This is a genomic window from Streptomyces sp. NPDC058662 (genome assembly GCF_042716255.1).
GTDB lineage: Bacteria > Actinomycetota > Actinomycetes > Streptomycetales > Streptomycetaceae > Streptomyces.
Window position 1 is genome coordinate 1 of sequence record NZ_JBHXRU010000075.1, and the last position, 18,893, is coordinate 18,893.

Genomic DNA, 18,893 nt, shown 5'->3' on the forward strand with positions numbered 1-18,893 from the left:
GCTCCCCGTACGACGGCCGTACGGGGAGCCGGGCGCGGCGGTCGGACCGCGACCGTCCTGTCAGTCGTCCAGCGGATGGGCCCGGACCCCCTGCACGGGGTCCTGGCCGCCGCCCGAGGGGAGCATGCGCACCTCGTCCCGGTCGCTGATCTCCGCCCGGACGATGCCCGTGGGATCGGCGTACACGGGGTGGCCTCCCGGACCGCTCTGCTCCGTACGGGTGACGACCACGACGTCCTGGGCCGCCTCCGGGCGGTCGGGAAACACCAACTCGTAGCGCTCTGCGCGCATCTCGGCTCCCTTCGCCGTGTGCCGCTTCCGGGCCCGCCCCACAGAGCCATGATGCGGTCCCGCCGAGCGGACCGCCCACCGGGAGGACGGGCGGCGCCCGGGGCCGAACGCGTGAGCTCGAAGAGTGTCGTTCTGTCCCGTATTGCGCCGATCGGGGACAGGGCGCATCGTGAACGAGCGACATCCCTCCGCCTACCTCGCCGGACCTCGCAGGAAGGCCACCGCCTCCCGCGCCGAGGAGTCATCACCTCAGGCGTCGGCCCTGCTCCGAGCAGGCCGGGCGCGCCCGGGACCCCGCTCTGCCGAAGGGACCGCCGTGATCTTCACCGTGCTCCTCGTGCCCCCGTTCCTGCTGTGCGCCGTACTGGCGCTCGGCCGCTATGAGGAGCGGATCTTCGCCGACCCCGGCGAACCCGAACCGGCCCCCGTCCTCGGAACCTTGCACGCGCTGCCCGAAAGCGCCCCCGGCGACCTGCCCCCCGCGCCCCCGTATCCGGCGAACACCCCGCACGCCGCCTGACCTACGGCGGCGGGGGCCCGATGCGGGCTCCCGCCGCTCGTGCCCAGGTGGTGCCCGCCCCGCGCCGCCCCCCCCCGGAGTCGTCCGCCGACCCTCACAGGGCCCGGGTACGGGCGATGAGCAGGGCGACGTCGTCGTGGGTGTCAGGGCGCCGGAGGGCGCCCAGGAGGAGGTCGCAGGTCTCCTCGATCGGCCGGTGCGGTCCGGCCAGCAGGTCGCTCAGGGTGCGCAGGCGGGTGTCGATGTCCTGGTCGCGGGTCTCGACCAGCCCGTCGGTGTAGAGGACGAGCTCGTCGCCCGGCTCCAGGACGACGGTGGTGGTGGAGAAGGGGATCCCTCCCACGCCGAGGGGCACCGCGTTGGGCAGGTGCAGCAGCTCCGGGTGGCGCCCCGTGTGCAGGTGCACGGGCGGCAGGTGCCCGGCGCTGGAGAGCCGGCACAGCCGGGTGTGCGGGTCGTAGACCGCGAAGACGCAGGTGGCCATCGAATCCCCGAGGTCCGCGGCGACCTCGTCGAGGTGCGTGAGCGCCGCCGCCGGTTCCAGTCCCAGGCGCGCCAGGGTGCGGGCGGCGGTGCGCAACTGCCCCATGGTCGCCGCCGCGTTGATGCCGCTGCCCATCACGTCGCCGACGACCAGCGCGGTGCGCTCCGCGGCGAGCGGGATCACGTCGAACCAGTCCCCGCCGGTCTCGTCCGCCACCCCCGCCGGCTGGTAGCGGTAGGCGATGTCCAGCCCGGCCGCCGTGGGCGGGTGCTGGGGCAGCAGGTGCCGCTGCAGGGAGAGCGCGGTGTGCCGCTCCCGCTGGTACCAGCGGGCGTTGTCGATGGACACGGCGGCCCGGGCGGCGAGTTCCGAGGCGAGCAGGACGTCGTCCTCGCCGAACGGTTCGGGATTGCGGGCGCGTTTGAGGTCGAGGGCGCCGAGGACCTGTCCCCGGGCGATGAGCGGGACCGCGAGGTAGGAGTGGACACCGGCCTCGGCGAGCAGTCGCACCGCGCCCTCGTCACGGGCGATGCGGGGCAGGTCCTCGGGACGGACGTGGGACAGCAGGACGGGGCGTCCGGTGTCGGCGCAGCGGGTCACCAGGCGGCTGGGGCCGTAGAAGGCGACGTCGCCCACGGGGTCGGCGGCCTCCTCGGCGGGGCTGCGGTAGGCGCTCTTGAGGGCCAGGGCGCGGAAGCGCAGGGCGCCGCCATCGGCCGGCCCGTCCGGCCGGGGACCCGCCAGAATGGTGTCGAGGATGTCGACGGCCGCGATGTCGGCGACCTCGGGTACCGCCACGTCGGCGAGTTCCCGGGCGGTGATGTCGAGGTCGAGGGTGGTCCCGATGCGTACCGAGGCGTCCGCGATCAGGGACAGCCGGCGGCGGGCATGGGCGGCCGAGACGGCCGCCAGGTGCTGCTGGGTGACGTCCACCACGGAGGTGGCGACGCCGATCACGCGCGCGGACTGGTCCTCCAGCCGGTACACCGAGACCAGCCAGGCGTGGTCGCTGCCCGCGTCCTCGGAGATCCGCCCGGTGGTGAACCGGTCGAGCATCGGCACCCCGGTCGCCATCACCTCGCGCATCCGGGACTCGACGGACTCGGCGTCGAGGAACGGCAGCACCTCGCCGATCCTGCGCCCGAGGTGCTGGTCGGCGGGTACCCCGTTGATCCGCTCCAGCGCCGGGTTGACCAGCACGTAGCGCAGCTCGGTGTCGTGCACCGCCAGGCCGATGGGGGACTGGTCCACCAGGCGGAGGGAGAGGGCGAGGTCGCGTTCCACGCGGCGCAGCGTGGCCTGTTCGGTGGCGAGCCCGAGGGCGAAGAGGCGGCCGTTGTCGGCCTGGAGCCGCATATTGCGAAATTCCACCAGCACCGTTCCGCCGTTCCGGTGCCGGACCGCGAAGGCGCCCGCCCACGGGCCGTCGCCCGACATCACCCGCTCGAACAGGTCCAGCACCGTGCCCAGGTCCGGCTCGTCCACCAGCAGCCGGGCCGCGAAGCTGCCCAGGGCCTCCTCCGCCGTGTAGCCGAAGAGCGCCTCCGCCTGCGGGCTCCACAGCCGGATGCGGCCCTCCTCGTCCAGGACGACGGCCGCCACGCCCAGCACGTCCAGCAGGCCGCCCGCCGCCAGGGGGCCCGACCCCGGGACGATGCCCGCCAGGGCGGGCCGGGGCTGCTCGGAGGCCTCCCCAGCGGCTTGCTCAGCGGCCATCAGCGGCCTCCTCAGCCGAACGGAAAGCGCCCACCGGACGGGCCCGGCCGAAGTCCGGTCCCGGCCCCTCCCTCCATGCTGCGGCCCCCCACACCGGCCTGCGACCCGGTCCACCGCGACACGCGGACCGCGTCCACCCGGACGCGTGCCGCCGCCCGCACCGGTCCGCCCTCACCGAGCGGACCGCCGGCCTCCGTTCGACGCCGGGGGAGGGCCGCGGTGGGAACCCCCAACCACCCTTTCCCGTAAGCCAGTTGCGCGCAACGGCAGCGGGGTACGATCACCGCGTGGGGGAAGCGGTGACAGGTGGACGGAGCTCGGTGCCGCGCGCCTTCGGCTGCGCGGTGGCGGGCGTGCTCGTACTCCTCGGCTGTACGGGCGGCGGCGCGGCGCGGGACGCCGGCGCGCGCCCTGCCCCGTCCACGTCCGGGCAGGGCTCCCCGTCCGCGGCGCCCACCGCCCCCGCCGTCGACCTGATCCCCGAACTCGACGAGGCCAAGCAGCCCCGCAGCGCCGCCGAGGCCCGGGACCTGCTCAGCCGGATCATGATCGGCCCGGGCACCCTGGGCCCCGAGGTGGTCCCCGGCACCCCCGCCGAGAGCGACCCGGACCGCTGGCCCGTCCTGGACCGGGACTGCGTCTGGCAGAGCCAGGCCCCGCCCGCCGACGTCCTGGCCTCGCGTACCCGCTACTTTCAGATCCCCGCCCGGGACGGGCACCGCCGGGTGCGCATCAACGCCACGGTGACCGTCCACCACGACCGCCGGGAGTCCGGCTGGGAGACCGCCCGCGCCATGGAGGAGATCCTGCGCTGCCCGTCCCAGCGGCTGCGCGACGGCGAGGAGCTCAAGAACCTGCTGGGCGCCTCGGTGTACCAGGGCGAGCAGATGAACGGCTGGACCGAGGACGCCTTCAGCGAGTCGGGCCAGTACGTCAGCACGGAGGACGGCGGCCCGCACCGCTACCTGTGGCACCAGGCGCAGTTCGGTCCCGTCACCGTGGCCATCACCGGCAAGGGCGCCGAGGGCTTCACCGACGCCGCCCTCAACGCCCTCGTCGTCCAGGGCACCAGCCAGCTGCTGCAGAACGCCAAGCAGGCGCTCGCGAAGGAGGCGGGCTGATGGAACCGCTGCACCGCGCGGACCCCTCCCGGATCGCCGGCTACCGCCTCCTCGGCCGGCTCGGCGCCGGCGGCATGGGCGTCGTCTACCTCGGCCGCACCGACGACGGGGCGCTCGCCGCCGTCAAGGTGATCCGCGCGGAGTACGCCGACGAGGCCGACTTCCGGGCCCGCTTCCGCCGCGAGGCCGGCATCGCCGCCCAGGTGGACAGCCCCTGGGCGGTCCGTGTCACCGGAGCCGACCCGGACGCCTCCGCACCCTGGCTGGCCACCGCCTTCGTCCCCGGACCCTCCCTGGCCGAGGCCGTCGCCCGCCACGGCCCGCTGCCCCCGCGCGCGGTCCGGGTCCTCGGCAAAGCCATGGCCAAAGCCTTGGCGGTGATGCACGGCCAGGGCCTCGTGCACCGGGACGTGAAGCCCGGCAATGTACTGCTCGGCAGGGACCGGCCCCGCCTCATCGACTTCGGCATCGCGCGCGGGGGCGAGCACACCGCACTGACCTCGACCGACGCCGTCCTCGGCACACCCGGATTCCTCGCCCCCGAACAGGCGCGCGGAGGCACCGCCGAACCGGCCGGCGACATCTTCTCGCTGGGCTGCCTGCTCGCCTACGCGGCCACCGGCCGACTCCCCTTCGGCACGGGCGCCGCCGAGGCCGTCCTCTACCGGACCGTCCACGACGAGCCGGGCCTGGGCCCCGAAGTCCTCGCCGACCCCGAGCTCACCGCGCTCCTGCGCGGCTGCCTCGCCAAGCACCCCGACGAGCGGCCGACCGCACACGAGGTGGACCGCGCCCTGACCGAGGACACCCCGCCCGAGGGCACCGCCTGGCTGCCCGACGAGGTCGTCGCCACCATCGCCGAACGCGCCGCCGCGCTGCTCGCCCTGCCCGGCATCGACGAGACCGCCGCCGACCCGGAGGCCGGCGGCGCGCGCCCCGCGCCGTCACGCCGCCGGGTGCTCGCCCTCGGCTCCGGCGCCCTGCTCGCCGGCGGCGGACTGGCCTCCTGGCTGGCCCTCGCCGACGACACGCCGAAGTCCCCGGCCGGACCGCCGCCCCGCCAATGGACCATCGGCGTCCACGCCGACCTCTCGGGCCCCGGCCGGGCCGCGGGCCTGGCCCAGGAACGCGGCGTACGGCTGGCCGTCGACGCCTTCAACTCCCGCCCGGACAAGCCCTTCACCCTCACCGTCCAGAGCGCCGACGACGCGGGCCGGGCCGACCGCTCGGAGGCCGCCGCCGCCGGTCTGGCCGCCAACCGGGACGTCCTCGCGGTGATCGGCCCCACCGGCAACGACTCGGTCACCCCCTGCCTGGAGGTCTACGGCGAGGCGGCCCTGCCCCTGCTCACCGTCTCGGCCCTGGCCATCAGCTTCGCCGTGACCGACCGGCGCAGCTTCTTCCAGAGCTCCACCCCTTCGTTCGTGCAGGGATCGGCCCTCAACATCCAGCTGGGCGAGAAGCAGGGAATCCGGCGCGTGGGCGTCCTGTGCGACCGCGCCGGCGACCCGCAGGGCTGGCAGGCCGTCCTGCACCTGAGCCGCACCTTCGAGGTGTACGCGCCCGGGGGCACCCTCTACCCGCGGGTGGTCCCGCGGGGTACCGAGGACCTGGCCCCGGTGGTGGCCGACATGCTCGCCCAGGGCATCGAGGCCCTGTTCTACACCGGCACCCCGCGGGGAGCCGCCCAGGTGGCCGCCGCGCTGGCGGCCGCCGGGTTCCGAGGACCCCGCGCCGTCGACTACACCGTCGTCGGTCCCGAATTCCTCGCCGCGGCGGGACCGGCGGCCGAGGGATGGCAGTTCGTGGCGCCCTACACCGGTCCGGAGACCCCCGAGGTCGCCGAGGTGGCCCGGGCGCACCGGGCGGCGTACGGCTCGGCCCCCGATGTCTGGACGGCGGAGGCGTACGACGCGGCAGGGCTGGTCATCGACCGCCTCGTCACCGCCGCCCGCGACGCCGGCCGCCCGGCCCGCGCCGCACTGCTGTCGGCCCTGTCCCGGGGCACCTACCAGGGCCTGACCAAGAAGTACGCCTTCGACCAGGAGCGCCAGGTGCAGGGCATCACCTTCCACCTCCACCGGGTGGAGGGCGGCCGGATCCGCTACGTGGGCCGGGCCACCCCGCTCGCGGAGGAGTAGCGGCGCATGCGCCCTCTCGTGGCCGCCGACCCGTCCGCGATCGGCGGCAACCGGCTGCTAGGCCGCCTGGGATCGGGCGGCATGGGCACCGTCTACCTCGCCCGCTCCCCGGCCGGCGTCCTCGTCGCGGTCAAGGTGATCCGCGCCGACCACGCCGCGGACCCGGCCTTCCGGGCCCGTTTCCGCCGCGAGGCGCAGGCCGCCGGACGGCTGACGGGACGCTGGGTGGTGCCGGTGGTCGCCGCCGACCCGGAGGCGCACGAGCCCTGGCTGGCGACCCCCTTCGTCCCCGGACCCACTCTGGCCGAGGCCGTGGGCGGCTACGGCCCGCTGCCCGTGGCGACCGTACGCACGCTGGGCGCGCGGCTCGCCGAAGCGCTCACCCAGGTGCACTCCGCCGGCCTGGTCCACCGCGACGTCAAGCCGGGCAACGTCCTGCTCGCCCCGGACGGACCCCGGCTGATCGACTTCGGGATCGCCCGCGCGGCCGGGGCGACCACCCTCACGGCGGCGGACGCGATCGTCGGCACTCCGGGATACCTCGCACCGGAACTGGCCCGCGCGGACGGCCCCGCCGCCGGCCCGGAGAGCGACGTGTTCTCCCTCGGTTGCGTCCTCGCCTACGCGGCCACCGGGCGCGGCCCCTTCGGCGCCGGCCACGCGGCCGCCGTGGTCTTCCGCACCGTGCACGACGAGCCGGCGCTCGACGGGCTTCCCGACCCCCTGCGGGAGGCCGTGTCGGCCTGCCTGGCCAAGGACCCCGCCGCGCGGCCGACACCCGCCGAACTGGGGACACTGCTGCGTCCCGCCCCGGCCCCCGCCCCGGTACCGGCCGGGCACGTCACCCCCGCACCGCCGGAGGACACCGACTGGCTTCCCGCGCCGCTGCCCCGGCTCATCGCCGAGCTCTCCACCCGCGCCCTGGACCTGCCGGCCCCCGAACCCACCGACGTCGACGCCCCCCGCCCCGGGCCCCGCCCCACCCGCAGGCGGCTGCTCCTGGCCGGAGCGGCCGCCGTCGCGGCAGGGGCGCCCGTCGCCTGGTCCGCCACCCGCGCGCGACGCCGCGGCGAAGCCGCGCCCCCGGGGGACGACAGCCTCCCGACCCTGACCCTCGCCCTGATCGCCGACCTGACCGGGCCGGGGCGGGACACCGGACGGGCCCACGAGAGGGGCATGAGGCTGGCCGTGGACCGGCACAACGCCACCGCCGAACCGGTCTTCCGCCTCGCATTGCGCGCGGCGGACGACGGCGGCGACCTGGCGCGCGCCACCCGGGTCGCCGCGGAGCTCGCCGCCGACCCGGCCGTCGTCGCCCTCACCGGTCCCACCTGGGACGAGGCCGTCCCGGCTGTGGCCGCCGCCTGCCAGGCCGCGGACCTGACCCTGCTGCTGGTGTCGGCGAGCACCCCCGAGTCACCGCAGGCACACGGGCGGACCGTGTGCGCCACCCGCCCCACCGACGACGGCCTCGGCCTCCCGGTACGCCACTACCTCACGCAGGTGCGGCCCACGTCCGCGACGGCCGTCGTCGAGGACGACCCCGCCGGCCGGACCGGCTGGCGGATCACCCGCCTGCTCCAGCAGGTGCCCCCGGGAGGGGGCCCCGTGACCGTCCACCGGATGCCCGACGGCGCCGGCGCCGACTTCGCCGCCGTCGCGCGCGCCGTCGTCGAGGCGGGGGCGCAGGCCGTCGTCCACGCCGGCACCTCGCCCGAACGTGCGGGCCGGCTGGCCCGCGCCCTGGCCGACGCGGGCTTTCGGGGCGCGCGCATCGGCCTCCAGCACGCGATGGGGCCCGCGTTCCTCGCGGAGGCCGGACCGGCCGCCGAGGGCTGGGTGTTCGCCGCCCTCTTCACCGACCCCCTGGCCGTGCCGGCCGCCACCGGCTTCGTCGCCGCGCACCGATCCGCCCACCGGGAGCCGCCCGCCCGCTGGGCCACCGAGGCGTACGACGCCGTGGGGCTGGTCATCGCGGCCCTGACCGCCCTCGGGGAGGACGGCCGGGACCGAGCGGGCCTGAGCCGGCGCATCTTCCGCGTGGCGCACCAGGGCCTGTCCAAGGCGCTGACCTTCGACGCCTACACCCGCTCCCTGACCGGGGTCCGCCACGCGCACCTCTACCGGGCCGAAGCCGGCGCGTACCGGTACCTGGGCCCCTACGCGGACGTGCGCCCCGGGGCGTGACCCGTCCGGCTCGCGCCCCGGGGCGTGACCCCGTCAACTCCGTCGTGCCGGGTGCTCCGCCCCGCAGACCCGCTCGGGGCGGATGCGGATCGTGACAACCATTACATTCACCCCTAATGATCATGATCAGCAGGGATCATGATTCTTCGGAATTGTCGTATACCGGCTGCTTTGGCGGCCCGGGTCGGCCGGTCCACCGGCGGGCGCCACAGGGAGAGACATGGGACGCGCGGGCAGCTGGACGGGTAACTGGCGGATCGCCCTGCCGGTGGCGGGCGGAGCCCTGGTGCTCGGGCTGGGCGGCCTCTACGTCACCGGGCTCGTGGCCGGCGGGGACATCGACTCCGGCACCCGGGTCCGGGGCGTGGACATAGGCGGCCTGACCCGCGCGGAGGCCCTCCGGACGCTGAACCGGGAGCTCGGCCCCGCCGCGACGGCGCCGCTCGCCCTGCGGATCGGCGACCACGTGGAGAAGGCCGCCCCCGCCGCGCTGGGACTGTCCTTCGACACCGCCGCGACCGTGGACCGCGCGGTGCACGCCGGATACGGTCCCGTCGCCGTCATCAGCAGGCTCTTCACCTCGGGCGAACAGGACGTCGAACCCGTGGTCCGCGTCGACGCGAAGACCGCCCGGGCCGAGGTCGAGCGCATCGGCGCGCGCACGGCGCAGCCCGCGCGCGACGGGGCCGTCGCCTTCGACGACGGCGCGGCGAAGGCCGTCACCCCGAAGCCCGGCGTCTCCCTCGCCGAGGACCGGGCCCTGGACACCCTCCGCGCGGCCTACCTGCGGGCGGACGCCACCCCCGGACCCGTCGTGATGCCGGTCGACCGCACGGCGCCGCGGGTGGGAGCCGACGAGACCGGACGCGCCATGCGCCAGTTCGGGCGGCCCGCGATGTCGGGCCCCGTCACGCTCACCATGGCCGGCGACAGGCTGTCCATACCGCCGGCCGTCCTCGGCGCGCACCTCACGATGAACCCCGACGACCGCGGCCGGCTCGTGCCGGCCCTCGACTCCAAGGGGCTGCTCGCCGACCCCGCCGTCGCCCGCCCCGTCGCGGCGATCACCGAGGAGCCGCGCGAGGCAGCGTTCGAGCTCGACGCCCAGGGCCGGGTGGTGCCCGGCGAGTCCAGCCGTACGGGGCGCAAGGTCACCGAGGCGGCACTGGGCCGGGCCGTGCTGCCGCTGCTGACCCGCTCCGGGACGGCCCGCACCGGCGAGGTCGCCACCGCGGCCGTCGAGCCGGAGCTGACGAGCGCCGAGGCCCACCGGCTCGGCATCAAGGAGAAGGTCTCCTCCTTCACCGTCGAGTTCCCGGCCGCCCCGTACCGCAGCACCAACATCGGCCGCGCCGTGGAGCTCATCAACGGCTCCCTGGTCCTCCCGGGCCAGGAGTGGAGCTTCAACCGGACCGTCGGTGAGCGCACCCCGGAGAACGGTTTCGTCGACGGCATCATGATCAACGACGGCCAGTACGTGAAATCGCCCGGCGGAGGCGTCTCCGCCGTCGCCACCACCATGTTCAACGCGGCGTTCTTCGCCGGCGTCAAGCCCGTCGAGTACGGCGCCCACTCCTTCTACATCGAGCGCTACCCCGAGGGCCGCGAAGCCACCGTCGCCTGGGGCTCCCTCGACCTGCGCTGGCTCAACGACTCAGGGCACGCCCTCTACGTACGGGCCGAGTCCACCGACACCTCGCTGACCATCACCCTCCTCGGTACGAAGAAGTACGACGAGGTCCGGGCCACCAAGGGACCGCGCACCAACATCACGCCCCCCGGCAAGCGGACGGCCGCCGGACCCGCCTGCGAGGTCCAGACCCCGCTCGAAGGATTCGACGTGACGGTGGGCCGCGTCTTCGTCCAGGACGGCCGGGAAGTACGCAACGAGGAGTTCAAGACCCACTACACGCCGCGCGACGAGGTCACCTGCGAGCCCGAGGCCACGGCGACCCCGCAGCCGTCGGGGACCCCGCAGACCCCGCGCCCGGCCCCCTCGGACGCACCCGCCGACGCGTACGCCGGGTGATTCTCCCGGTGCGCCGTGTTCCCGACGGGAGCCACGGACGCCCGGAAGTGCTACAACTGGGGGCGTGACCCTTCCTTGCCACCCGTGCCGGGCACGTCGGTGCGGTCACCCCTGAGCAACAGATTCAGAAGCGTCGCCGGACAGGTCTTCGTCCTCCAGGTGGCGATCGTGGTGTTGCTCGCCGCGGCCTCCCTGCTGGCCCTCGTCCTGCAGTCACGGCACGACATCGACCGCGAGGCACGCAACCGGTCGGTGGCCGTCGCCGAGACCTTCGCCCACTCCCTGGGGCTGGAGGAGGCGCTGGCGGCGCCCGACCCCTCCGCGGTCCTCCAACCCCTCACCGAGCGGACCCGCGAGGACGCCGGGGTGGACTTCATCGTCGTGATGGACACCGACGGCATCCGCTACACCCACCCCCAGCCCGACCGCATCGGCGAACGCTTCGTCGGGACCATCGAGCCCTCGCTCGCCGGAGAGGTCCACACCGAGAGCGTGGACGGCCCCCTCGGCAAGGAGATCCAGGCCGTGGTGCCGGTCACCTCGGCCGACGGCGAGGTCATCGCGCTGGTGTCGGCGGGCCTCACCGTCGAGAACGTGACCGGCGTCGTCGACCGCCAGCTCCCCGTCATCATCCTCGCCATCGCCACCGGCCTGGCCCTGGCCACCGCCGGGACCGCGCTGATCAGCCGGCGGCTGCGGCGCCAGACCCACGGCCTGGGCACGCAGGAGATGACCCGGATGTACGAGCACCACGACGCGGTGCTCCACGCCGTCCGCGAAGGAGTGCTGATCACCGACGGTGACGGGCGGCTGCTGCTGGCGAACGACGAGGCCAAACGCCTCCTCGGCCTCCCCGAGGACGCCGAGGGACGCCACATCGACGACGTCCCCTGCCTGGACCGGCGGATGGCGGACCTCCTGCTGTCCGGCCGGGAGGCCACCGACGAGGTACTGGAGGCGGGAGACCGCCTGCTCGTCGTCAACCAGCGGCCCACCCACCCCCGGGGCCGCCCCGAAGGCAGCGCGATCACCATCCGTGACTCCACCGAGATGCAGATCCTCACGAGCCGGGCGGAGACGGCCCGCAGGCGCCTCAAGCTGCTGTACGACGCGGGCGGCGAGGTCGGCACCAGCCTCGACGTGGTGCGCACGGCCGAGGAGCTGGCCGCCGTCGCCGTCCCCCGCTTCGCGGACTACGTCACCGTCGACCTCGCCGAACAGGTGCTCGACGGCGACGAGCCGGGCCCGGGAGCCGACATGCGGCGCACCGCCGTCAGCGGCATCACCTCCGACCACCCCCTCTACCCGCGGGGCCGGCTGATCGACTTCCTGCCGTCCACCCCGCAGGCGCGGGGCTACGGCACCGGCCGGGCGGAACTGGTGCCCCACCTGTCCGAGGCCCCCGGCTGGCACGCCCAGGACCCGCCGCGCGCCCAGGCCATCGTCGACTACGGAATCCACTCGCTCATCGCGGCCCCCCTCACGGCCCGGGGCGTCGTCCTCGGAGTGGTCAACTTCTGGCGGTCGCAGAAACCCGAGCCCTTCGACGAGGACGAGCTGTCCCTGGCCGAGGAACTCGTCGCCCGCGCGGCGGTCAGCATGGACAACGCCCGCCGCTACACCCGCGAGCACGCCCTCGCCGTGACCCTCCAGCGCAGCCTGTTGCCGCGCGCACTGCCCGAGCAGAGCGCCGTGGACGTGGCCCACTTCTACCTGCCCGCCCAGTCCGGTGTGGGCGGCGACTGGTTCGACGTCATCCCGCTGCCGGGCAGCCGCGTCGCCCTGGTCGTGGGCGACGTCGTCGGGCACGGCCTGCACGCCGCGGCCACCATGGGACGGCTGCGTACGGCCGTCCACAACTTCTCCTCCCTCGACCTGCCGCCCGACGAGATCCTGGCCCGGCTGGACGACCTCGTGCAGCGCATCGACCACGACCAGGACGGGGGCGGCGACGAGGCGAACGGGGGAGTCCTCGGGGCGACCTGCCTCTACGCCGTCTACGACCCCGTCTCCCGCCGCTGCGCCGTGGCCCGGGCGGGGCACCTGCCGCCCCTGGTGGTCGCCCCCGACGGCACCACGGAGATCCTGGAACTGCCCGCCGGGCCCCCGCTGGGGCTGGGCGGCATGCCGTTCGAGACCGCGGAGCTGTACCTGGAGGAGGGCAGCCAGCTCGTCCTGTACACGGACGGCCTCGTCGAGGAGCGGAGCCGGGACATCGGCGAGGGGCTGGAGCTCCTGCGCGGGGCCCTGTCGCGGCCCGGCCGGGACCCCCGCGAGAGCCTCGACGCCGTGCTCGACATCCTGCTCCCGGCCAAGCCCACCGACGACGTCGCCCTGCTCATCGCGCGTACGAGGGTCCTCGGCGCGGAGCGGGTCGCGCAGTGGGACGTGCCGTTCGAGCCGAGTGCGGTCGGCGTGGTGCGCAACGCCGCCTCCAAGCAGCTCGACGCGTGGGAGCTGCCGGATCTCGCCTTCGCCACGGAACTCATCCTCAGCGAGCTGGTCACCAACGCGCTGCGGCACGGCAGCGCTCCGGTCCGGGTCCGACTGCTGTACGACCACACGCTGACCTGCGAGGTGTGGGACGCCAGCAGTACCGCCCCGCACCTGCGCTACGCCGCCACCACGGACGAGGGCGGACGCGGGCTGTTCCTGGTGGCCCAGGTCAGCGAGCGCTGGGGCACCCGGTACACACCCGAGGCCAAGGTCATCTGGGCCGAGCAGTCGCCCCACGGCCCCTCGGAGGCCGCGGCCCCCGACCTCACGGACTTCCTGGACGTGGACCCCCTCTGACGCGCCTTCGCAGGCGCGGCGAGGCCGCGGGGTCAGGCCGTCAGCCGCCGAGCCGCTCCCGGAATTCCCCGACTCCGGTGAGGAACCACGTCTGGCGGCCCCGGTTGCACTCGCGGACGAAGTCCCGTAGCGCCTGGCTGGCGTCCGTGTGGCAGGAGATGTCGCCGACCACCGCCAGGCCCATGCGGAAGTTGACGAACTTCTGCAGGATGTCCCCGGCGACCCGTGTGCTCAGCTGGAAGAACGCCTCGTCGAACCGCTCGGCGGGAATGACGATCCACTGGGCGCCCTGGTAGGAGGCGTTGCCGACAAGGTCCAGGACGTCGCGCTCCCCGCTGATCCGGTCGCCCTCGGCGGGGCACACCAGCACGGGTACGTCATGAATCGTCTGCAAGGTCGCCATGGACGTGGAGGCTAGTGCAGGGGGCGCGCGGGGGCCACGCCATATCCCGCGCCGCCCCGCCCAGGACGTCCTCGTCCGGGATTCAGCGGGATCGCGCGGGGCCGCAGCGCGGTGTGGGGTCGTCCAGGGGACGGAAGCAGGCCGTGATGGTCTTGCCGCCGTGGAAGGCGTGGGCGTCCCAGGCGTCGGCGAGCGCGTCGATGATGGCCATACCCCGTCCGGAGGTCGCCCCCGAGGAGGCCTCGCGCGGAGCGGGAAGGCAGGGGTCGCTGTCGGCGACGCTGACGTGCAGGCACCGGCCGTCCCACGTCAGCACCAGCTGGGCGCTGCTCCGTGCGTGCAGGTGCGCGTTCGTGACCAGTTCGGACACCGTCAGCAGGATGGAGTGGACGGTGTCCGGGGCGTCCGCGCTCCACTTCAACGAATCGAGGTGCTCCAGGGTCCAGCGCCGGGCCTCGCGGACTCCCCGGCTGACCGGGAACGACTTGGCCCATCCCATCGCGCGGAGCGACAACGCACCCACCTACCTTCCCTCTCGTCCGTGCGGGCTCCGTCTCAGACGCGGCCGGCGCGGTGCCGGGCATGGTGGCCGTGCCGCCGGTTGACGAGCAGCAGGGCCAGCAGTATCGGCGCGATCAGCAGAACCATGGTTGCCATGGGGTACTCCTCTCCTCGCGGACCGTGACTTCCCCGCGTGTGACCGCCAGACCGCCGCCGAAACCCCCGTACGGGCTTTCGCCCCTTCACTCCCGTCCCTTCCCCAGCCGGCGGACGACCTCCTCGGACAGCCGCCGCTGCAGTTCGGCCAGTTGTTCGGGGGTGTAGCCGGCGAGGTCGCCGACCTCCCCCGGATTCGGCGGGGTCTCCTCCTTCGGCTTCTGCTTCTCCCGCTCCCGGCGGGCGAGTTCCTGCTCCTCGGGCGAACCGGGTACCGCGTACGCGCACCGGACGAGCGCTCCGTCGGCGGTCTTCAGACAGGTGGCCTCGCGTCCGGCGACCTGGCCCCGGCCCTCCACCCGGTAGCGGATGTTCTGCTCGCTGCCGAGCGTGGCCGTCCAGGTGCTGCCACCGGTGGGCACGACCTCGAACACCCGGTCCTCGTTGTAGCAGCACACGTCCCGGTACTCGGCCTTGATGAGTTCGACCAGGGCCTCCGGCGAGGACCAGGTCGGACTGAGCCGGTGGACGGTCATCGGAGCGAGCCCGCCGCCCTGGTGACGGGTCGGCACGGTCGACACGGCGACGACGGAGCTGGCCTCCCCCTGCGGGGTGAGCGGGGTGACGTACGCGCTTCCCCCGGCGGCGGCGCGGTACCGCAGGGCGAACTCCGACTCGTTGCCCTTGTTGGCACCGTCCTCGGAGGCGTCCCAGCCGCTGCGTTCGAAGAACCAGTCGGTGAAGCTGCCGACCGCGGCGGTCGCCTCCCGCTGGCGTGACGCGAGGCTCAGCGGATACGACGGTCCGGGCACCGCCGTGGTGTCGGCGGTGATCGTGAGCCTTCCGGTCCGTCCGTCGTAGAGCGCCACTCCGGCGGGCCGCTCGGTCACCACCAGGAAGCCGGTCTGGCGCTTGAGCGGCACGACCACGACCGGGGTGTCGCCCGAGCAGGTCACGTAGGCGTCGGACGCCTCGAAGCGGACCCAGCGCCGCTGCGCCGAGATCTTCCGGCCGAGGTTGTGGTGGAACCACCCGCCGATGCGGGCGTCCGCCGTCTCCACGTCGAACGAGCAGCGGGTCTGGTCGCGGCCGTTGCCGCCCAGCGGAATGTCCTGCACGAGGCCGACCTCGTACCCCGACAGCCAGCCGCGCCGCTCGACCAGCGTGGAGAACCGGTCCGCGTCGGGCAGGTAGGTGACGTCGAAGATCTCACCGGTGACATCACCGAGATGCGGGGCGGCCTGAGCCCTGCCGACCAGGTAGGGGGAGCGCGCGGCCAACTCGGGCAGCGGCTCGGACACGATCCGCACGTCGTCCATGTACGCCCGGTCCTGGAGGTACGCCCCGTACACCAGCCACCCGGCCGCGACCCCCAGCCCCAGCACCGCGGCCACGCACCCCGGTGCGGCCGCCCCGCCCCCGGCGGCCGCCCCGCCCCCGCGCAGCCGCCGCACCGCAAGCCACGGCAGGACGACGACGCCGGCGGCGGCCAGCGGCGCGGCCAGCCAGGAGAACAGCTTCCGCAGCTCCCAGGCCGCGACCGTGGTGGCGTACGACGCGTACCAGAGCGCCGCGGCCGCCAGGAGAACGGGTATCGCGATGCGCAGTGCCCGACCTGTCAGTGCCCGACCCATCAGTGCCCCCCGAGTGTCAGTTGGCACGATTGTCCACGCCGGGCCGGGGTGTGTCAGCAGGCCGGCGGGCCCGGCGGGACGGGCTCGGGGCTCAGACGACGCCCTCGGCGATCTCCGCCTGCTCGCGGGCGTTGCCGTACGCCGACGGGGTCCCGTACGAGCGCCGCGCGACGTACCACCACACGCTGGACAGGACCAGGACCGCCGCCAGGGCGATCACCGCGTAGTTCATCGAGTCGACGGTGACGGGGGACTTCTGCGGCAGGCAGAACAGGACGGTGACGACGGCGACCCAGACGACCGCGATCCAGCCGATCGGCTTGCTCCAGCGGCCCAGGCTCCACGGGCCGGGCTCGAAGCGGTTGCCGGCGCGCAGCCGCAGGTAGATCGGGATGGCGTAGGCCGGTGTGATGCCGATGACGTTGATGGCGGTCACGGCCCCGTACGCGGTGGCGGAGTAGAGCGAGGGCAGCGCGAGCACGGCCGCGACGGCGACGGCGAGCCATACGGCGGGGACGGGTGTCTGGGTACGGCCGCTGACCTTGCGCCACAGGGCGGAGCCGGGGAGGGCGTTGTCGCGGCTGAACGCGAAGACCATCCGGCTCGCGGCGGCGACCTCGGCGTTGCCGCAGAAGAGCTGCGCGACGATCACGACGAGTAGCAGGGCGGTGGCGCCGCCGGATCCCAGGGCGTCGAGGAAGATCTGGGCGGGCGGGACGCCGGTGGCGCTGTTCTGGACGGCCGCGTAGTCCTGGATGGCGAAGGTGAGGCCCGCGAGGAGGGCGAATCCGGCGATCCAGGAGACCCAGATGGCGCGGACGATGCCCTTGGCGGCGGAGACGGACGCGTTCGAGGTCTCCTCCGACAGGTGTGCGGAGGCGTCGTACCCGGAGAAGGTGTACTGGGCGAGCAGGAGGCCGACCGCCGCCACGTAGAACGGGTTGGCCCAGCCGGTGTCGTTGACGAACTCGGTGAACACGAAGGACGGCGACTGGTGGCGGTCGGGGACGAACGCCAGGGCGCCGACGATGACCGCGACTCCGGTGAGGTGCCACCAGACGCTGATCGAGTTCAGCACACTGACCAGGCGGACGCCGAAGAGGTTGAGCACGGCGTGCAGCAGCAGGATGCACAGGAAGATCAGGAAGGTCGAGCCCGGGGTGGGTACGAAGCCGAACTGGAGGTTGAGGAAGGCCCCGGTGAACAGGGCGGCGCCGTAGTCGATGCCGGCGATGGCGCCGAGCAGGCCGAGCAGGTTCAGCCAGCCCGTGTACCAGCCCCAGCGCCGGCCGCCGAGGCGGTCGGCCATGTAGTACAGCGCCCCCGAGGTGGGGTAGGCGCTGGTCACCTCGGCCAGGGCCAGGCCCACGCAGAGGACGAAGAGGCCGACGCCGACCCAGCCCCACAGCATGACGGCCGGTCCGCCGGTACCGAGGCCGAAGCCGTAGAGGGTCATGCAGCCGGAGAGGACGGATATCACCGAGAAGCTGATCGCGAAGTTGCCGAATCCGCCCATCCGGCGGGCGAGGACCGGCTGGTAGCCGAGTTCCCTCAGCCGTTCCTCCTCGTCCTGGCGGGGTGGGGACTTGCGGTCCTGGCGAGCGGCCCACGCGGTGCGGGACATGGCGGTACCTCCGGGGGTGAGGGAGTACGGGACGGGGGTGGAGCGCGGGAGTGGCGGAACGTGCGAGAGGCGGGCGCCGCCGTAAGGGCGTCGCCCCGAGCGTGCGGCCCGGGGAGGCGGGACCTCAGTCCCGGTCGGCCAGGCTGCGGGTTCTGGCGCGCAGGAACACCTCCTCGGCCAGTGCGGGGTCCGACGGATCGGGGGTCCGGTAGGCCCAGGGCAGGGTGGTCCAGTAGCGGCCGATCGCGTCGAAGACCCGGGCCGCCTCCTCGAACTGGAGGCCTCCCCACAGGGCATGGGCGAGGTGGCCGAGGTCGAGCGGGGAGGCATGCCGCGGGGAGGCGTGCCGGAACCAGGCGTCGAGGGCGTGGGCGGCCTCGCGGATGGCGTCCTCGGCGACCCAGTGCAGGTCCAGGGCCCGCTCCTGGCCGCGCTCGCGGCGGTAGCGCTCCACCCGCACGTACAGCGGCAGGACGTGCACGGCGGAGCCGGGCGGCGCCGAACGGGCGCCCCACTGAGCGAAGTTGGCGGCCTCGGAGAGCGGACCGGGCGTACGGGCGTACAGGAACTGGAGCATCCGGTGGTACGCCTCGCGGTTGTACGGGTCCCGCTGGTCGGCCTCCGCGAGGATGCCCCAGGGCCCGGGGGGAAGCGTCGGCGCCGGCGCCGGGAGGCGGTGCTCGGCCATCAGGCCGCCCTCGTCGAGGAGGGCCAGGGCGAGCAGGCAGATCCACGGCACGGGATCGCCGGGACTGGCGCCGGCGGTGGACCGGCAGGCCTCCCAGGCCTGCTGCCACAGCTCACGGGTGCGGGGGTGGCCGGCGCGGTGGGCGCGGACGGCGCGTTCGACGCTGACGCGGGTGTGCATCACGGCCGCGGGGAGGCTGTGCGGGTCCTCGGTCCGCCAGGCGTCGACCACATCGGATCCGGCGGCGACCGCGGCCAGGACCTGCGTCCGCTGGGTCCACAGGCCCCAGTCGCCCGTGCGCCCGAGTAACTGCGCCATCGACAGCCAGCGGCCGGTGCGCAGATCCTGCACCGCGACACGCAGCTCGTGGTCGTGACCGGCGGGGTGGTAGACGGGCCGGAAATCGCCGCCGGCCATCACCCCGTCCCGGTCGACGGGCGGCCGCGACGGGCGCCTCCTGCGGTGGTCGTGGTCATCGGTCCTCGGATCGCGTGAAGGGGGAGGCGGGTCCTGCGGACGCTCGCCCGCCGCCCCCGCAGTGGTGCCGTTGACCCCCGGTCGGCGTCCTTCCCGTTGATCGGCGATCACTATAGGGCGACGAAAAG

At 74.3% G+C, this 18,893-nt stretch carries 13 protein-coding genes; 6 read left to right on the forward strand and 7 right to left on the reverse strand.

The genetic code is table 11. The annotated features are described in order from the left end of the window. Positions 1-60: 60 nt before the first annotated feature. Complete coding sequence (locus tag ACFWUQ_RS23080) at positions 61-291, reverse strand: DUF6296 family protein (RefSeq protein WP_384541064.1); 231 nt, start codon at positions 289-291, stop codon at positions 61-63. Between the two features lie 316 nt (positions 292-607). Between ACFWUQ_RS23080 and ACFWUQ_RS23085 the strand changes: the two genes are divergently transcribed. Next, entirely contained in the window at positions 608-811 is a 204-nt protein-coding gene (locus tag ACFWUQ_RS23085) for a hypothetical protein (RefSeq protein WP_384541066.1), read from the forward strand. Positions 812-905: 94 nt separating this feature from the next. Here ACFWUQ_RS23085 and ACFWUQ_RS23090 read toward each other — a convergent pair whose 3' ends face one another. Further along, positions 906-3,011 (reverse strand): SpoIIE family protein phosphatase, encoded by a 2,106-nt coding sequence (locus tag ACFWUQ_RS23090; RefSeq protein ID WP_384541068.1) that lies wholly within the window; start codon positions 3,009-3,011, stop codon positions 906-908. A gap of 287 nt (positions 3,012-3,298) precedes the next feature. Between ACFWUQ_RS23090 and ACFWUQ_RS23095 the strand changes: the two genes are divergently transcribed. From ACFWUQ_RS23095 to ACFWUQ_RS23115, 5 genes are all read left to right on the forward strand, one after another. After that, positions 3,299-4,132 (forward strand): hypothetical protein, encoded by an 834-nt coding sequence (locus ACFWUQ_RS23095; protein WP_384541071.1) that lies wholly within the window; start codon positions 3,299-3,301, stop codon positions 4,130-4,132. After that, positions 4,132-6,273 (forward strand): bifunctional serine/threonine-protein kinase/ABC transporter substrate-binding protein, encoded by a 2,142-nt coding sequence (locus ACFWUQ_RS23100; protein ID WP_384541073.1) that lies wholly within the window; start codon positions 4,132-4,134, stop codon positions 6,271-6,273. Before ACFWUQ_RS23095 ends, ACFWUQ_RS23100 begins: the two co-directional genes overlap by 1 nt. A 6-nt stretch (positions 6,274-6,279) precedes the next feature. Beyond that, complete coding sequence (locus ACFWUQ_RS23105) at positions 6,280-8,460, forward strand: bifunctional serine/threonine-protein kinase/ABC transporter substrate-binding protein (protein WP_384541076.1); 2,181 nt, start codon at positions 6,280-6,282, stop codon at positions 8,458-8,460. Positions 8,461-8,680: 220 nt separating this feature from the next. After that, positions 8,681-10,489: a VanW family protein gene (locus tag ACFWUQ_RS23110; RefSeq protein WP_384541079.1), complete on the forward strand. Its 1,809-nt coding sequence runs from the start codon at positions 8,681-8,683 to the stop codon at positions 10,487-10,489. Between the two features lie 84 nt (positions 10,490-10,573). Then, positions 10,574-13,282, forward strand: a complete 2,709-nt coding sequence (locus tag ACFWUQ_RS23115) for a SpoIIE family protein phosphatase (protein ID WP_384541083.1) — start codon at positions 10,574-10,576, stop codon at positions 13,280-13,282. A 40-nt stretch (positions 13,283-13,322) separates the two neighbouring features. On the opposite strand, the gene ACFWUQ_RS23120 is transcribed toward ACFWUQ_RS23115, so the two are convergent. The 5 genes from ACFWUQ_RS23120 to ACFWUQ_RS23140 form a co-directional block, all read right to left on the reverse strand. After that, positions 13,323-13,685 carry a DUF4180 domain-containing protein gene (locus tag ACFWUQ_RS23120; RefSeq protein WP_384541086.1) on the reverse strand — a complete coding sequence of 121 codons (363 nt, stop codon included), beginning with the start codon at positions 13,683-13,685 and terminating at the stop codon, positions 13,323-13,325. A gap of 82 nt (positions 13,686-13,767) precedes the next feature. Beyond that, positions 13,768-14,184 (reverse strand): ATP-binding protein, encoded by a 417-nt coding sequence (locus ACFWUQ_RS23125; RefSeq protein WP_384541117.1) that lies wholly within the window; start codon positions 14,182-14,184, stop codon positions 13,768-13,770. Between the two features lie 244 nt (positions 14,185-14,428). Continuing rightward, entirely contained in the window at positions 14,429-15,976 is a 1,548-nt protein-coding gene (locus tag ACFWUQ_RS23130; protein WP_384541089.1) for a hypothetical protein, read from the reverse strand. Positions 15,977-16,067: 91 nt separating this feature from the next. Beyond that, positions 16,068-17,600, reverse strand: a complete 1,533-nt coding sequence (locus ACFWUQ_RS23135; RefSeq protein ID WP_384541091.1) for an amino acid permease — start codon at positions 17,598-17,600, stop codon at positions 16,068-16,070. Positions 17,601-17,724: 124 nt separating this feature from the next. Beyond that, positions 17,725-18,705, reverse strand: coding sequence for a hypothetical protein (locus ACFWUQ_RS23140; protein ID WP_384541094.1), 981 nt, complete (start codon positions 18,703-18,705; stop codon positions 17,725-17,727). Positions 18,706-18,893: the final 188 nt, after the last annotated feature.

Excerpts from the sequence above, each read along its gene's own strand:
- ACFWUQ_RS23080 (WP_384541064.1), bottom strand. The coding sequence starts at position 291 with ATGCGCGCAGAGCGCTACGAGTTGGTGTTTCCCGACCGCCCGGAGGCG.
- ACFWUQ_RS23090 (WP_384541068.1), bottom strand. The coding sequence starts at position 3,011 with ATGGCCGCTGAGCAAGCCGCTGGGGAGGCCTCCGAGCAGCCCCGGCCC.
- ACFWUQ_RS23100 (WP_384541073.1), top strand. The coding sequence starts at position 4,132 with ATGGAACCGCTGCACCGCGCGGACCCCTCCCGGATCGCCGGCTACCGC.
- ACFWUQ_RS23105 (WP_384541076.1), top strand. The coding sequence starts at position 6,280 with ATGCGCCCTCTCGTGGCCGCCGACCCGTCCGCGATCGGCGGCAACCGG.
- ACFWUQ_RS23110 (WP_384541079.1), top strand. The coding sequence starts at position 8,681 with ATGGGACGCGCGGGCAGCTGGACGGGTAACTGGCGGATCGCCCTGCCG.
- ACFWUQ_RS23120 (WP_384541086.1), bottom strand. The coding sequence starts at position 13,685 with ATGGCGACCTTGCAGACGATTCATGACGTACCCGTGCTGGTGTGCCCC.
- ACFWUQ_RS23125 (WP_384541117.1), bottom strand. The coding sequence starts at position 14,184 with ATGGGATGGGCCAAGTCGTTCCCGGTCAGCCGGGGAGTCCGCGAGGCC.
- ACFWUQ_RS23130 (WP_384541089.1), bottom strand. The coding sequence starts at position 15,976 with ATGGGTCGGGCACTGACAGGTCGGGCACTGCGCATCGCGATACCCGTT.
- ACFWUQ_RS23135 (WP_384541091.1), bottom strand. The coding sequence starts at position 17,600 with ATGTCCCGCACCGCGTGGGCCGCTCGCCAGGACCGCAAGTCCCCACCC.
- ACFWUQ_RS23140 (WP_384541094.1), bottom strand. The coding sequence starts at position 18,705 with ATGGCCGGCGGCGATTTCCGGCCCGTCTACCACCCCGCCGGTCACGAC.